At 67.0% G+C, this 14,211-nt stretch carries 13 protein-coding genes and 1 other RNA gene; 10 read left to right on the top strand and 4 right to left on the bottom strand.

The genetic code is table 11. The features are described 5' to 3' along the window. Position 1: 1 nt before the first annotated feature. Both FRZ61_RS06000 and ssrA read right to left on the bottom strand, forming a co-directional pair. The gene (locus FRZ61_RS06000; RefSeq protein WP_151115711.1) at positions 2-502 is read right to left on the bottom strand and encodes an SspB family protein; all 501 of its coding nucleotides are present in this window, start codon (positions 500-502) and stop codon (positions 2-4) included. Between the two features lie 82 nt (positions 503-584). Then, positions 585-924, bottom strand: a transfer-messenger RNA (tmRNA) gene (gene ssrA, locus FRZ61_RS06005). Positions 925-1,043: 119 nt separating this feature from the next. Between ssrA and thyX the strand changes: the two genes are divergently transcribed. Both thyX and FRZ61_RS06015 read left to right on the top strand, forming a co-directional pair. Continuing rightward, positions 1,044-1,985: an FAD-dependent thymidylate synthase gene (gene thyX, locus FRZ61_RS06010; RefSeq protein ID WP_151115713.1), complete on the top strand. Its 942-nt coding sequence runs from the start codon at positions 1,044-1,046 to the stop codon at positions 1,983-1,985. Between the two features lie 77 nt (positions 1,986-2,062). Continuing rightward, positions 2,063-2,746: a pyridoxamine 5'-phosphate oxidase family protein gene (locus FRZ61_RS06015; RefSeq protein ID WP_151115715.1), complete on the top strand. Its 684-nt coding sequence runs from the start codon at positions 2,063-2,065 to the stop codon at positions 2,744-2,746. Between the two features lie 46 nt (positions 2,747-2,792). Here the strand turns inward: FRZ61_RS06015 and FRZ61_RS06020 are convergent, their stop codons facing one another. Further along, on the bottom strand, positions 2,793-4,034 hold the full coding sequence (locus FRZ61_RS06020) for a 3-deoxy-7-phosphoheptulonate synthase (RefSeq protein ID WP_318526362.1): 1,242 nt from the start codon (positions 4,032-4,034) through the stop codon (positions 2,793-2,795). A gap of 123 nt (positions 4,035-4,157) precedes the next feature. Further along, the gene (apbC, locus tag FRZ61_RS06025; protein WP_151115716.1) at positions 4,158-5,321 is read right to left on the bottom strand and encodes an iron-sulfur cluster carrier protein ApbC; all 1,164 of its coding nucleotides are present in this window, start codon (positions 5,319-5,321) and stop codon (positions 4,158-4,160) included. A gap of 251 nt (positions 5,322-5,572) precedes the next feature. On the opposite strand from apbC, the gene hflK reads away from it, so the two are divergent. The 8 genes from hflK to ilvC all read left to right on the top strand — a co-directional run bounded on the left by hflK (position 5,573) and on the right by ilvC (position 14,104). After that, a complete protein-coding gene (hflK, locus tag FRZ61_RS06030) occupies positions 5,573-6,625 on the top strand; it encodes an FtsH protease activity modulator HflK (protein ID WP_407657924.1) in 1,053 nt (350 codons plus the stop codon). Continuing rightward, positions 6,622-7,512: a protease modulator HflC gene (hflC, locus tag FRZ61_RS06035; RefSeq protein WP_151115720.1), complete on the top strand. Its 891-nt coding sequence runs from the start codon at positions 6,622-6,624 to the stop codon at positions 7,510-7,512. The genes hflK and hflC overlap by 4 nt, the downstream gene beginning before the upstream one ends. A gap of 67 nt (positions 7,513-7,579) precedes the next feature. Next, complete coding sequence (locus FRZ61_RS06040) at positions 7,580-7,765, top strand: DUF2065 domain-containing protein (RefSeq protein WP_151115722.1); 186 nt, start codon at positions 7,580-7,582, stop codon at positions 7,763-7,765. A gap of 163 nt (positions 7,766-7,928) precedes the next feature. Further along, positions 7,929-9,443 carry a DegQ family serine endoprotease gene (locus tag FRZ61_RS06045; protein WP_225309145.1) on the top strand — a complete coding sequence of 505 codons (1,515 nt, stop codon included), beginning with the start codon at positions 7,929-7,931 and terminating at the stop codon, positions 9,441-9,443. Between the two features lie 53 nt (positions 9,444-9,496). Further along, complete coding sequence (gene miaA / locus FRZ61_RS06050) at positions 9,497-10,510, top strand: tRNA (adenosine(37)-N6)-dimethylallyltransferase MiaA (protein ID WP_151115725.1); 1,014 nt, start codon at positions 9,497-9,499, stop codon at positions 10,508-10,510. Between the two features lie 160 nt (positions 10,511-10,670). Beyond that, complete coding sequence (locus FRZ61_RS06055; RefSeq protein ID WP_151115727.1) at positions 10,671-12,437, top strand: acetolactate synthase 3 large subunit; 1,767 nt, start codon at positions 10,671-10,673, stop codon at positions 12,435-12,437. Positions 12,438-12,442: 5 nt separating this feature from the next. After that, on the top strand, positions 12,443-12,955 hold the full coding sequence (gene ilvN / locus FRZ61_RS06060) for an acetolactate synthase small subunit (RefSeq protein ID WP_151115728.1): 513 nt from the start codon (positions 12,443-12,445) through the stop codon (positions 12,953-12,955). Between the two features lie 129 nt (positions 12,956-13,084). Further along, positions 13,085-14,104, top strand: a complete 1,020-nt coding sequence (ilvC, locus tag FRZ61_RS06065) for a ketol-acid reductoisomerase (protein ID WP_151115730.1) — start codon at positions 13,085-13,087, stop codon at positions 14,102-14,104. The last annotated feature ends 107 nt before the right edge of the window (positions 14,105-14,211 follow it).

The following is a 14,211-nucleotide window of genomic DNA, read 5'->3' on the forward strand; positions in this document are numbered from 1 at the left end:
CTTATTTCTTGCGGAAGGCGTCGAGCGTGACCACTTCGGCGCCCTTGGCGTCGGCGGGTGCTGCCGGAGCCGGGGCGGCGGCCGGAACCCCGGCGCGGGCCGGTGCCGGCAGGTTGCGCTCGGCCGGAAGCTCGCTCGCGGCGCCGGAGCGCGCTTCGAACTGCAGGCCGAACTTGCAGGAAGGATCGGCAAAGGCCGTCAGCGCGGTGAAGGGGATCACCAGCCGCTCCTGCTGGTTGTTGAAGGAGAGCGTGATGCGCAGCGTGTCGCGATCGACCTCCAGCCCCCAGAACTGGTGCTGGACCACGATTGTCATCTCTTTCGGGTATTGCTGGCGCAGCCGCGTGGGGATCAGGACGTCGGGCCGGTCGGTGCGGAAGGTGATGTAGAAATGGTGGGCCCCAGGCAGCCCGCGTTCGGCCACCAGCGCCAGCGAGCGGCGCACGACATCGCGCAGCGCCATCTCGACCATTTCCTCATACCGCAAGAAATCATCGGCCATGGTCGCCGTCGTCCCCCTCATCCGCAATCCATCCATTCGCTGCTTCTTTTGGCACCATGCCGGCAGCGCTTCTCGAAACTCAAGTGGGGGGCTTCTGTTGCCCGGTGCCCCCCGGACCGCGCTTACCTATTAGGCAGCGAGAGCCAGACGATTGTTGTCGTTGGCACTTCTGTGTTGGCCCGATAACGGCGGAACCATGCCGGGCAAAAACGTTACCTTTACCACGCGCGTCGATCCTATTTCGCCCCCGTGGGGCCATCTCGGAACCGGGCGAAGCGCCTGAAGGTTCCGGGAGTGGCAAGCTGGTGGAGGCGCCGGGTACCGCCCCCGGGTCCGCAACGCTTATTCCATAACGCGTTTATCGCCATAGTCGGTTTCCCGACATCCCCAATATAGGGGCCCGCACCGCGAATCGGAAGGGTTGGTTGCGGGCCTGCAAACCTCTCGATTTGCAGCGCTTTTCGTGCTTCTGGTCGGGGCTGCGGCGAGCCGTTAGATTGCGGGCCGAAGAGCTTTGAATGTGAAGGACCCCGCCGATCCCATGGCGCTTACCCCCCAGCAGCAAGCCGAGATCGACGCCCAGCGCGGCGTCAGCGCCGCCACGCGGCGCCCGACCGTGCCCGCCCTCGAGGAGATCCTCTATCAGGCGTTGCCGGTGCTCGACCGTGGCTTCGTGCGCGTCATCGACTATATGGGCGACGACAATGCCGTGGTGCAGGCGGCACGCGTCTCCTACGGGCGGGGCACCAAGAAGGTCAGCGAGGATCGCGGCCTGATCCATTATCTGCTGCGCCACCGCCACTCGACGCCGTTCGAGATGTGCGAGATCAAATTCCACGTCAAATTGCCGATCTTCGTCGCGCGACAGTGGATCCGGCACCGCACCGCCAACGTGAACGAGTATTCGGCGCGCTACTCGGTGCTCGACAACGAGTTCTATATCCCCGCGCCCGCGCAGCTCGCCGCGCAGTCGCTCGCCAACCGGCAGGGGCGGGGCGACGTGCTGGAGGGGGCGGAGGCGCAGCGCGTGCTGACCCTGCTGCGCGAGGACGCGGCCCAGGCCTATGCGCATTACGAGGAGATGCTGAACGAGCGCGAGGATGGCAGCCGCCCCGACGAGAGCCGCCAGGGCCTGGCGCGCGAGCTCGCGCGCATGAACCTCTCGCTCAACTTCTATACCCAGTGGTACTGGAAGACGGATCTGCACAACCTGCTGCATTTCCTCTCGCTGCGGGCCGACCCCCATGCGCAGTACGAGATCCGCGTCTATGCGGAACGCATGCTCGACGTGGTGGCGAAATGGGTCCCGATCACGCACGAGGCCTTCCTGCAGCACCGGCTCCATGCCGTGACCCTGTCGGCGGCCGCCATGGCGGCGGTCAAACGGATGCTGGCGGGCGAGGCCGTGACGGCGGAGAATAGCGGGCTCGGCAAGCGCGAATGGGCCGAGCTTCAGGCCGTGCTGGCCCGCAAGGACGGCTGACGGCCGGCCAACCCCGCGAGACGCGGTTTATCGTTCCGACGTCGCGACAGAGAAGACAGAGAAAAGGAGACCTGCTCATGTCGGACGATTCCCGCGGGATTCGGGACGAGGGCGACTGGATCATCCGCGACGAGGCGGCCTTGCGCGCGCTCTTCGGCGAGGTCGATGGCGGGGCCGCGCGCAAATCGATTCCGTTCCTGGACAAGCACTGCCGGACCTTCATCGGGCTGGCACCCTTCCTCTGCCTCGGCACCTTCGGCGCCGACGGCAGGGCCGATGTCTCGCCGCGCGGCGACCAGCCGGGCTTCGTGCAGATCCTCGACGACCGCACGCTCGCCATCCCCGACCGCCCCGGCAACAACCGGCTCGACAGCCTGACCAACATCGTCGGCAACCCGCAGGTGGGGATGATCTTCCTGATCCCCGGTTTCGAGGACACGCTCCGGGTCAATGGCAAGGCGGTGCTGACGCGCGATCCGGCGCTGCTGCGGACCATGGCCGTCAATAACCGCGAGCCTAGGGTGGCGATCAAGGTCGCGGTGGAGGAGGCCTTCCTCCACTGCGCCAAGGCCTTCAAGCGCTCGCGCCTGTGGGACCCGGCGGCGCAGGTCGATCGCAAGACCATGCCCAGCCTCGTGCGCATGATCATGGAGCAGATCGCCGAAGCCGAGAACCGCGCTCAGCCGCCCCAGCTCGACGACGCGCTCGTGACGAGCTACGAGTGCGAGGTCGAGGAGGATTATCGGAAGAATTTGTATTGAGCGACGTACGGGGCTTTGCGCCTTCCCTGTTCGGCGATGACGGCGGTCATCCGTTCCCGACTTCAGAAACCAACTGACATTCACGGCCTGCTCCCCGCCGCTTGCGCGAGCGGCGGGCGCGCGCCGCCTGCGCCAGACGATCGAGAACGGCAACCGATTCGGTCCAGGCCAGGCAGCCGTCGGTGATGCTGACGCCATAAGCATGGGTGCCGCCCGGCACAAACTCCTGCCGGCCACCCTGCAGATGGCTCTCGATCATGACGCCAAGGATATGCCCGTTGCCGGTCGCGACCTGGTCGGCAATCGCGGCCACGACCAGCGGCTGATTTTCGGGCCGCTTGCCGCTGTTGCCGTGACTGGCGTCGATCAGAAGGCGGGGCGCGATCCCCGCCCGCAGGCAGGCCTGCGCCGCGTCCGCGACGCTCGCCGCGTCGTAATTCGGAACGGAGCCGCCGCGCAGGATGATATGCCCGTCCTGGTTCCCCGTGGTGGCCGCGATCGCCGCCCGCCCTTCCTTGTCGAGCGCCAGAAAATGATGGGGATGGGAGGCCGCCTGGACGGCGTCGATCGCGATCCGGATATCGCCGTTCGTGCCGTTCTTGAAGCCGATCGGGCAGGACAGACCCGAGGCCATCTGCCGATGGATCTGGCTTTCCGTGGTGCGGGCGCCGATGGCGCCCCAGCTGACGAGGTCGACGATATATTGCGGCGTCATGACGTCCAGGAATTCGCATCCCGCCGGAACGCCTTGCTCGTTGATCCGCAGCAGCAGCTCGCGCGCGGTGCGCAAGCCCCGATCGATCTGGAAGCTGCCGTCCAAGGCGGGATCGTTGATCAGGCCCTTCCAGCCCACGGTCGTTCGAGGCTTCTCGAAATAGACGCGCATGACGATCTCGAGATCGTCCTGGAGGCGCTCGCGCTCGGCGCCAAGACGCCGGGCATAATCAAGCGCTGCGGCGGGATCATGGATGGAGCAGGGACCGATGACGACGATAAGGCGGTCGTCTTCGCCACCGAGGATTCGATGGAGTCGATCCCGTGTTCCGGCAACGGTGCTTTCCGCCGGTTCCGTCCGGCCCACCTCGTCGATGAGCTGTCGCGGCGGCGGCAGAGGTTCGATCGTTCGGATTCGGAGGTCGTCGATTTTGGCTTGCACGGGCATGGCTCCTGTTTCTGCCATGCTGGCGCATGAAAAAAGCCGCCAGCATGACTGGCGGCTTTCGGAAATGCGAGGCTGTAACGTTGCTAATGCGCGCGCATTCCTATTCCCGCCTTCATCTGCGGCCAATAGGAAAATCGGGCAAAGCTGTAAGTTACGTGCGTCATCGCGTGGATTGTTTACCCCGGCACCGCGCGTTTGTCACGCGCTTTGCGCCGAGGCGGTCCCGGCGGCGATTGCCGCTCCGTTCCCCTACTGCAGCACAATCCGCGGCGCCGTGCGTTGTGCGCCCGCGAGCTTCGCCCAGACCCGTTCCGCGATCGCGCGAAAAGTCTTCGCATGGGGGCTTTCGGGCTGGGAGACGACGATCGGATGACCGCCGTCCGAGGTCTCGCGGATCGCCATGTCGAGCGGCAGCTCGCCCAGGAACTCCACCCCCAGCTTCTCGGCCTCGCGCCGGGCGCCGCCATGGCTGAAGACGTCGCTGCGCTCGCCGCAGTGCGGGCAGAGGAAATAGCTCATGTTCTCGATGATGCCGAGCACCGGCACCTCGACCTTGCGGAACATGTTGAGGCCCTTGCGCGCGTCGAGGAGCGCGATGTCCTGCGGCGTCGAGACGATGACGGCGCCCGAGAGCGGCACCTGCTGCGCCATGGTGAGCTGCGCGTCGCCGGTGCCGGGCGGGAGGTCCGCCACCAGCACGTCGAGCTCGCCCCATTCGACATCGCGCAGCATCTGGTTGATGGCGCTCATCACCATCGGCCCGCGCCAGATCATCGGCGTCTCTTCGGGCACCATGAAGCCGATCGACATCACCTTGACGCCGTAGTTCTCGAGCGGGTTGAGCCGCTTGCCGTCGGGCGAGGTGGGCTTGCCGGAAATCCCCATCATGCGCGGCTGCGAAGGCCCGTAGATGTCGGCATCGAGCAGCCCGACCCGGAGGCCGATCGCCTTCAGCGCCAGCGCCAGGTTGACTGCCGTGGTGGATTTGCCGACGCCGCCCTTGCCGCTGGCGACCGCCACGATATGGCGCACGCCGGCGACTGCGGCCTTTTGCCCCGCCGGGCCCGCCTGCGCGTGGCCCCCATGGGCGTGGGCCGCCTGTGCGTGACCCCCCTGCGCCTGCCCCGAGGAGGCTGCGACCGTGGTGGCGCCCGCCGGCCCGCCGCGATGGGCGGTCAGGACTGCAGTCACAGAGAGCACGCCCGGCAGCCGATGCACCGCCTGTTCCGCCGCCTTGCGCAGCGGCTCGAGCTGGGCCGCGCGCCTGGGGTCGATCTCGATGGCGAAGCCGACATTCCCCTCCTTGATCACCACGCCCGAAATCATGCCGAGCGCCACGATGTCGCCGCGCCCGTCAGGCCCCGGAATCTGCCGCAAAGCATCGAGAATGGTGGCTTGGTTAAGGGCGGACATGCTTGAAGAGCTCCACGAGGATCACAATATGGCCGGAGGCGGGGGTGGGCCGGTTGCCCGAGGCAACCGGCTGTCATATAAGGCGTCGGACCGTCCCGGGAAAGCCGGCGCAAAATAATCGATCCACTACACAGGGAAAGCTTCGAATGCCGTGGCAGAATCAAGGAGGCGGCGGTCCTTGGGGCGGCGGCCAGGGCCCATGGGGGCGTGGCCCCTCGGGCGGCGGCCAGCGTCCGAACGATATCGAAGACATGCTGCGTCGCGGGCAGGATCGGCTCAAGGGCTGGCTGCCGGGCGGGCTGGGCGGGCGGCGCGGGCTGATCTTCATCGCGCTCGCGGCCTTGGCGCTGTGGCTCGCCAGCGGCTTCTACCGGGTCGACGCCAACGAGCAGGGCGTCGCCATGATCTTCGGCAAGTGGGTCGCCACCACCGGCCCCGGCCTCAACTACAACCTGCCGGCGCCGATCGGCTCGGTCGAGACCCCGATGGTGGATTTCGAGAACCGGGTCGAGATCGGCTTCCGCTCCGCGGCCGACGGCACCAGCACCCGCGACATCTCGGCCGAGAGCCTGATGCTCACCGGCGACGAGAACATCATCGACATCCAGTTCGTCGTGCTGTGGAAGATCGGCGACGCGGGCAAGTATCTCTTCAGCGTGCGCGATCCCGACGAGACGGTGAAGGCCGTGTCGGAAGCCGCGATGCGCGAGATCATCGGCCAGTCGGACTTCGAATCGACGCGCACCAAGGGCCGCGCCGAGGTCGAATCGCGCACCCAGGAGCTGATCCAGCATGTGCTGGACGGCTACAATGCCGGCATCGTCATCACCAGCCTCCAGCTCCTGAAGGTCGATCCGCCCGATGCGGTGATCGAGGCCTTCCGCGACGTGCAGGCGGCCCGCGCCGACAAGGAGCGGTCGGTCAACGAGGCCCAGGCCTATTACAACGAGATCACCCAGCGCGCCGAAGGCCAGGCGCAGCAGGTGATCAAGGCGGGCGAGGCCTACAAGGCCGAGAAGATCGCGATCGCCACCGGCGACGCGCAGCGCTTCCTCTCGGTCTATAGCGAATTCGCCAAGAACAAGGAGCTGACCGAGCGGCGCATCTATCTTGAGACGATGGAGAGCGTCATGCACAACATGAACAAGGTGCTGGTCGACGGCGCGCCCGGCACCGGTGGCGCGCTTCCCTATCTCTCGCTGAACGAGTTGCTGAAGCTGCAGTCCCGGTCGGCGGCCACGAACCCGCCGCCGTCCGATAGCAACGCCACGGCGGCACCGGCGACCACGGGAGCCTCGCAATGAATCGCACGTCCTTCGTCGCGGTGATCATCCTGGTGGTGGTCGCCATTGTGGTGCTGCTCTCCTCCACCTTCACCGTCAACCAGTGGCAGCAGGCGCTGGTGCTGCAGTTCGGCCAGCCGCGCCAGGCGATCAACGAGCCGGGGCTGCATTTCAAGCTGCCCTTCATCCAGAACGTGATCTATTTCGAGAAGCGCGTCCTGAACCTGGACCTGGCGCCGGCCGAGATGCCGACCAACGACCAGAAGCAGGTGGTGGTCGAGGCTTATGCCAAATACATCATCGTCGACCCGCTGAAGTTCTATCAGGTGGTGCGCGACGAAGGCGGCCTGCGCGGCCGCGTCGGGCCGATCATCAACTCGAACCTGCGCGGCGAGATCGGCAAGGTGCCGATGTCGGAGATGCTGACGGCGCGCCGCGCCCAGTTCATGCAGTCGATCACCGAGGCGGTGAACCAGGCGGCGCAGATCTACGGCGTCAATGTCGTCGATGTGCGCATGAAGCGCGTCGATCTGCCCGACGAGAACAGCCAGGCGATCTTCCGGCGCATGCAGACGCAGCGCGAGCAGGAGGCCCGGCGCCTGCGCGCCGAAGGCCAGCGCGACGGCCAGAAGATCAAGGCCGAGGCCGACAAGCAGCAGGTGGTGATCCTGGCCGATGCGCGCCGCCAGGCCGAGGTGCTGCGCGGCGAAGGCGACGGCGAGGCGACCGGGATCTACAACGAGGCCTACGGCAAGGATCCCGCCTTCTTCGACTTCTACCGCTCGATGCAGGCGCTGACCCAGGGGCTCGACGGCTCGAACACCACCTATGTCGGCCCGGCGACCGGCGACTTCTTCCGCTATTTCGGCGCCGAGCCAGGGAGCCCCGGGGCGCCGGCCAAGCCGTGACCGGCGGGGCGATCGGGCGACGGCGCGGCCTCGCGGTCGCGGCGCCCGGGTTCCTGCGGGCGGGGCGATGAGCGACCTCGCCACGGCCCTCGGGCTCGTGCTGGTGATCGAGGGCGTCACGTTGGCGCTCTTTCCCGGCATGCTGCGGCGCCTGGCCGAGACCCTGGCGGCTCTTCCAGACACGGCACAGCGCGCCGGCGGGCTGGCGGCGGCCGGGATCGGTCTGCTGCTGGTCTGGCTGGTCCGCGGCTGAGCCGCCTCGCTTCCGCCACCATTCTCGACCAGAAAGGCGGATGGCGGCCTCGCGGGAAATTTCACCCAGCCGCCATCGAATTCGCCTAATCTTGTTCCCTATTCGTCCACGGAGCCGATCGGCGGCCCCTGGGACGGCCCAAGAGTCCGGAGGTCCAAGTCCCGTGTCGTCCCGTCCTGCCTTCGCTTTCCTGACGTCCGTTCGATGGGTGAGCGCCGCCGCTGCCGCCCTGGTCGCGACCCTGGCTCTGACCGGCGCCCCGGCCGCGGCGCGCTCGGCGCCGGAGAGCTTCGCCGATCTGGCCGAAACGCTTCTCCCCGCCGTGGTCAATGTCTCGACCACCCAGGTGCTGCGCGACGAGGACAACTCGCAGCAGGACCTCGAGGAGATGTTCAAGGATTTCTTCGACCGGCAGCAGCGGGGCGACGGCGATAATGGCGGCAACGGCGGCGGCGACAACGGGCGCCAGCCCGAGCCGCGCCGGGCCACTTCGCTCGGCTCCGGCTTCATCATCGATCCCTCGGGCTACATCGTCACCAACAACCATGTGATCGAGGGGGCGGACCAGATCACGGTGCGGCTGCATGACGATAGCGAGCTCGAGGCCAAGATCATCGGCATCGACACCAAGACCGACCTGGCGCTCCTGAAGGTCGAGCCGAAATCGCCGCTGCCGGCGGTGCAGTGGGGCGATTCCGACAAGGCGCGCATCGGTGACTGGGTGCTCGCCATCGGCAACCCGTTCGGCCTCGGCGGCTCGGTCACGGCCGGCATCGTCTCGGCGCGCCAGCGCGACATCAATGCCGGCCCCTATGACGAGTTCATCCAGACCGACGCCTCGATCAACCGCGGCAATTCCGGCGGCCCGATGTTCGACATGGATGGCGGGGTCATCGGCATCAACACGGCGATCTTCTCGCCCTCGGGCGGCAGCGTGGGCATCGGCTTCGCGATCCCCTCGAACCTGGCCCGCACCGTCATCGATCAGCTGCGCGAATATGGCCATGCGCGGCGCGGCTGGCTCGGCGTGCGGATCCAGAGCGTGAGCCCGGAGCTGGCGGAAGGCCTGCGCCTGCCGGCGGCCAAGGGTGCCCTCGTCGCCAACGTCACGGCGGGCGGCCCGGCCGACGCCGCCGGCATCAAGCAGGGCGACGTGATCCTCGAGTTCAACGGCCATGCGATCGACGAGATGCGCCGGCTGCCGCGCGTCGTGGCCGAGACCCCGATCAACCAGGACGTGCCGGTCGTCATCTGGCGCCAGGGCGACAAGAAGACCCTGTCGGTCAAGGTCGGCGAGCTCGCGGAGGAGACCGAGCAGGCCTCGGCCCAGCCCTCCAGCACCAAGCCTTCGACCGCGCCCAACAACAGCGGCAAGGTCGATCTGCTGGGGCTGGTCGTGACCGAGCTGACGCAAGGCCTGCGCGACCAGTACAAGCTCGAGGCGGACGTGGCCGGCGTCCTCGTCTCGTCGGTCGATCCCAACGGCGCCGCCGCCGAGAAGGGCCTGCAGGAAGGCGACGTCATCATCGAGGTCGACCAGAAGGCGGTCAAAACGCCTGCGGACGTGAAGAAACGCGTCGATGATGCCAAGAGCAACGGCTATCGCGTGGTGACGCTCCTGGTCTATCGCGGCGGCGACTTCCAGTGGGTCGCCGTGCGCATCGACAACAAGGGGTGACGACCTCTGTCCCTTCCCCCGGAACGGGGGAAGGTTGGGAAGGGGGCTGCGCGATGTCGGATAGCGAGCACCCCCCCTCCCTGGCCCTCCCCCTGAACGGGGGAGGAGATTCCAAGACGGACGTCCTCGTCATCGCCGGTCCCACGGCGAGCGGGAAGTCGGCGCTGGCGCTGGCGTTGGCGCAGCGGCTCCGCGGCACGCTCATCAATGCGGACAGCATGCAGCTCTATCGCGAGCTGGCGGTCCTCTCGGCACGGCCCACGCCCGGCGAGATGGCGCTGGTGCCCCATCGCCTCTTCGGCAGGTTGCCGGCGGCCGAGCCCTGCTCGGCGGGGCGCTGGCGCGAGCTGGCGCTCGATGCGATCGCGGCGACCCGCGCCGAAGGCCGCCTGCCGATCCTGGTGGGCGGCACCGGCCTCTATCTCGAGGCGCTGATGCGGGGCATCGCCGACCTGCCGGCTGTCCCCGAGGAGATCCGCCGGCGGCTCCAGGCGCAGATGAAGGGCGAGGGGGGGCTGGCCGCTCTCTATGAGGAGCTTGGGGCACGCGATCCCGTGGCGGCGGCGCGGATCGAGCCCACCGACCGCCAGCGCATCCTGCGCGCGCTCGAGCTTTACGAGGCCACCGGCAAGCCGCTTTCGGCCTGGCAGGCGGAGGCGGAGCAGGGACCGCCGCCCGATCTGGCCTTCCAGGCCTGTCTCCTGATGCCGCCGCGCGCGGCCCTCTATGCCGCCTGCGACCGGCGCTTCGCCCACATGGTCGAAACCGGCGCGCTCGAGGAGGTGCGCGGCCTGCTCGCGCTCGGGCTCGACCCGGCCCTGCCGGCGATGAAGGCGATCGGCGTGGCCGAGCTGGGCGGTTACCTCGCAGGGAAAACCACGCTGGATGAAGCCGTTGCGGCCGGTCAGCAGGCCACCCGGCGCTACGCCAAGCGGCAGTTCACCTGGTTCCGCCACCGCCTCCCCGAAGCGCTGCGGATCGAGACCGATCCGCTGGCACCGGGTTTTGCCGATGAGCAATTTTTGGAAAGATTCTTTCGTAAATTCTTTTCGAAGATTTGCCGTTAGCTGTTGACCGCAGTGCAGCGACTGACTAGGGTCGGGACCCTCGCGCCGGCCGGCAAGGACCGGGCGGGAGGGGTTTTTGCGCCCGCGAATTGGCCAGGCCGAAATCCCAGCGGAGCCCTAGGAATCGGCTCCGAAGTTTTCGAGCGAAAGGATCGGCAAAATGTCTGCGCAGGAGATGATCGGTGCGTCTGTCCTCATCCGGGCCTTGTTGGACCAGGGTGTGGACGTCGTATTCGGCTATCCGGGCGGCGCCGTCCTTCCGATCTACGACGAGCTTTTCAAGCAGAACGCGCTGCGCCATGTGCTGGTCCGCCACGAGCAGGCGGCGGTGCATGCGGCGGAAGGTTACGCGCGCTCGACCGGCAAGGTCGGCGTGGTGCTGGTGACCTCGGGCCCGGGCGCCACCAACGCCGTCACCGGCCTGACCGACGCCCTGATGGATTCGATCCCGATCGTCTGCCTGACTGGTCAGGTGCCGACCCATCTGATCGGCAACGACGCGTTCCAGGAAGCGGACACGACCGGCATCACCCGGCCCTGCACCAAGCACAACTACCTGGTGAAGAATGTCGGCGATCTGGGGCGCATCGTGCACGAGGCCTTCCATGTCGCGCGCAGCGGCCGGCCCGGCCCGGTCGTGATCGACCTGCCCAAGGACGTGCTGCAGGCCAAGACCTCCTATGCCGGCGCGCCCTCGGCCAGCGCCCGCAAGCATCGCAGCTACAACCCGCCGGTGAAGGGCGACCCAAGGGCGATCGAGGCCGCGGTCGAGCTCCTGGCCAAGGCCAAGAAGCCGCTCTTCTATTGCGGCGGCGGTGTGATCAATTCGGGTCCCGTGGCCTCGCAGCTGCTGAAGCAGTTCGTGAAGATGACGGGCTTCCCCTGCACGCTGACGCTGATGGGGCTCGGCGCCTATCCGGCCTCCGATCCGCAATTCGTCGGCATGCTCGGCATGCACGGCCTCTACGAGGCCAACTGGGCGATGCATGATTGCGACGTGATGGTCGCCGTCGGCGCCCGCTTCGACGACCGCGTGACCGGCAAGATCGCCGCCTTCTCGCCGCACTCGAAGAAGATCCATATCGACATCGATCCGTCCTCGATCAACAAGAACGTGCGCGTGGACGTGCCGATCGTGGGCGACGTCGCCCATGTGCTCGAGGACATGATCAAGCTCTGGAAGGCGAAGCAGGTCCAGCCGGACCAGAAGGCGCTCGCCGCCTGGTGGAAGCAGATCGACGAGTGGCGCGGCCGCAACTGCCTGCGCTTCAAGAACTCCGAGAGCATCATCAAGCCGCAATATGCGCTGCAGCGCCTCTATGCGGCGATCAAGGGCAAGGACGCCTATGTTACGACCGAGGTGGGCCAGCACCAGATGTGGGCGGCCCAGTTCCTCAAGTTCGAGGAGCCCAACCGCTGGCTGACCTCGGGTGGGCTCGGCACCATGGGCTACGGTCTGCCGGCCGCGATCGGCGTGCAGATCGCGCATCCGGATGCGCTCGTGGTCGACGTCGCGGGCGAGGCCTCGATCCTGATGAACATCCAGGAGCTCTCGACCGCCTGCCAGTACAAGCTGCCGGTCAAGATCTTCATCCTGAACAACCAGTATATGGGCATGGTGCGGCAGTGGCAGGAGCTGCTGCATGGCGGCCGCTATTCCGAGAGCTACACGGATTCGCTGCCCGATTTCGTCAAGCTCGCCGACGCCTTCGGCGGCGTGGGCTTGCGGATCGAGAAGCCCTCCGAGCTCGACGGCGCCATCGACGAGATGATCAAGACCCGCCGGACCGTCGTGGTCGATTGCCGCGTCGACCAGGCGGAGAACTGCTTCCCGATGATCCCGTCCGGCGCGGCGCATAACGAGATGCTGCTCGGGCCCGAGGACCATGCGAAGCCGGTCTCCGAAGAGGGCATGGTGCTGGTGTAAGTGCCATGGCTGAACAGCAGAAGATCGAGCGCCACACCATCTCGGTGCTGGTGGACAACGAGCCCGGCATCCTCGCCCGCGTGGTCGGCCTGTTCTCGGGCCGCGGCTACAACATCGAGAGCCTGACCGTGGCCGAGGTGGACGCCCAGCGCCACCTCTCGCGCATCACCATCGTGACCTCGGGCACGGTGATGATCATCGAGCAGATCAAGGCCCAGCTCCGCCGCCTGGTGCCGGTGCACCGGGTCAGCGACCTGACGGCCGAGGGCCCCAGCCTCGAGCGCGAGCTGGCGCTCATCAAGGTCCGCGGGACCGGCGAGAAGCGGGTCGAGAGCCTGCGCATCGCCGACATCTTCCGCGCCCGCGTGGTGGATTCGACCATCGAATCCTTCGTCTTCGAGATGACGGGTTCGACCGACAAGCTCAACGCCTTCATCAACCTGATGCAGCCGCTGGGACTGGTCGACGTATCGCGCACCGGCGTTGCAGCAATCGCACGCGGCCCCGAGGCGCTTTGACGCTAAGAAAGAGGCACGCCGCACGGCGGTACCGGCGGGGTTGAGCCTGCCATTCAATCGGAACGGCAGTGCCGCGGCCCCCGGAACGGGCGCCGGCCCCTGCTGGCAGAGACAGAGGAGAAGACGAGAATGCGCGTCTATTACGATCGTGATGCCGACGTCAACCTGATCAAGGGCAAGAAGGTCGCCGTCGTCGGCTATGGCAGCCAGGGCCATGCCCACGCCCTCAACCTCAAGGACAGCGGCGTCAAGGACGTGCGGGTCGCGCTGAAGCCGGGCTCGGCCTCGATCAAGAAGGCGGAGGCCGCGGGCTTCCAGGTGATGACGCCCGCCGACGCCGCCAAATGGGCCGACATCGTCATGATGCTGACGCCTGACGAGCTGCAGGCGAAGATCTATACCGACGATCTCCACGCCAATATGCGCCCCGGCGCCGCCATCGCCTTCGGCCACGGCCTCAACATCCATTTCCGCCTGATCGAGCCGCGCTCCGACATCGACGTGTTCATGGTGGCCCCCAAGGGTCCGGGCCACACGGTGCGCTCGGAATACCAGAAGGGCGGCGGCGTGCCCTGCCTCGTGGCGGTGGCGCAGAACCCCTCGGGCAACGCGCTCGAGATCGCGCTCTCCTACGCCTCGGCCATCGGCGGCGGGCGCTCGGGCATCATCGAGACCGACTTCCGCGAGGAATGCGAGACCGACCTCTTCGGCGAGCAGGTGGTGCTCTGCGGCGGCCTGACCGCGCTGATCCAGGCCGGCTACGAGACGCTGGTCGATGCCGGCTACGCGCCGGAGATGGCCTATTTCGAATGCCTGCACGAGGTGAAGCTGATCGTCGACCTCATCTACGAGGGCGGCATCGCCAACATGCGCTACTCGATCTCCAACACCGCCGAGTACGGTGATTACACGCGCGGTCCCCGCATCGTGACCGAGGAGACCAAGAAGGAGATGAAGCGCATCCTCGACGACATCCAGTCCGGCCGCTTCGCCCGCGACTGGGTGCAGGAATGCCAGGCGGGCCAGCCCAGCTTCAAGGCGATGCGCCGTCGCGCCGCCCAGCATCCGATCGAGGAGGTCGGCGCCAAGCTGCGCGGCATGATGCCCTGGATCGCGAAGAACAAGCTGGTCGACAAGACGAAGAACTGAGTTCGGCAACTCGCTCTGTCCCTTCCCCCGCACTGCGGGGGAAGGCTAGAGCGTTTTGAGATTGGTGTGAATCGGGAGGGCTTCCCGAATCGGGAGATTTCTGATTC

The sequence above is a fragment of the Hypericibacter adhaerens genome (assembly GCF_008728835.1).
Taxonomy (GTDB): domain Bacteria; phylum Pseudomonadota; class Alphaproteobacteria; order Dongiales; family Dongiaceae; genus Hypericibacter; species Hypericibacter adhaerens.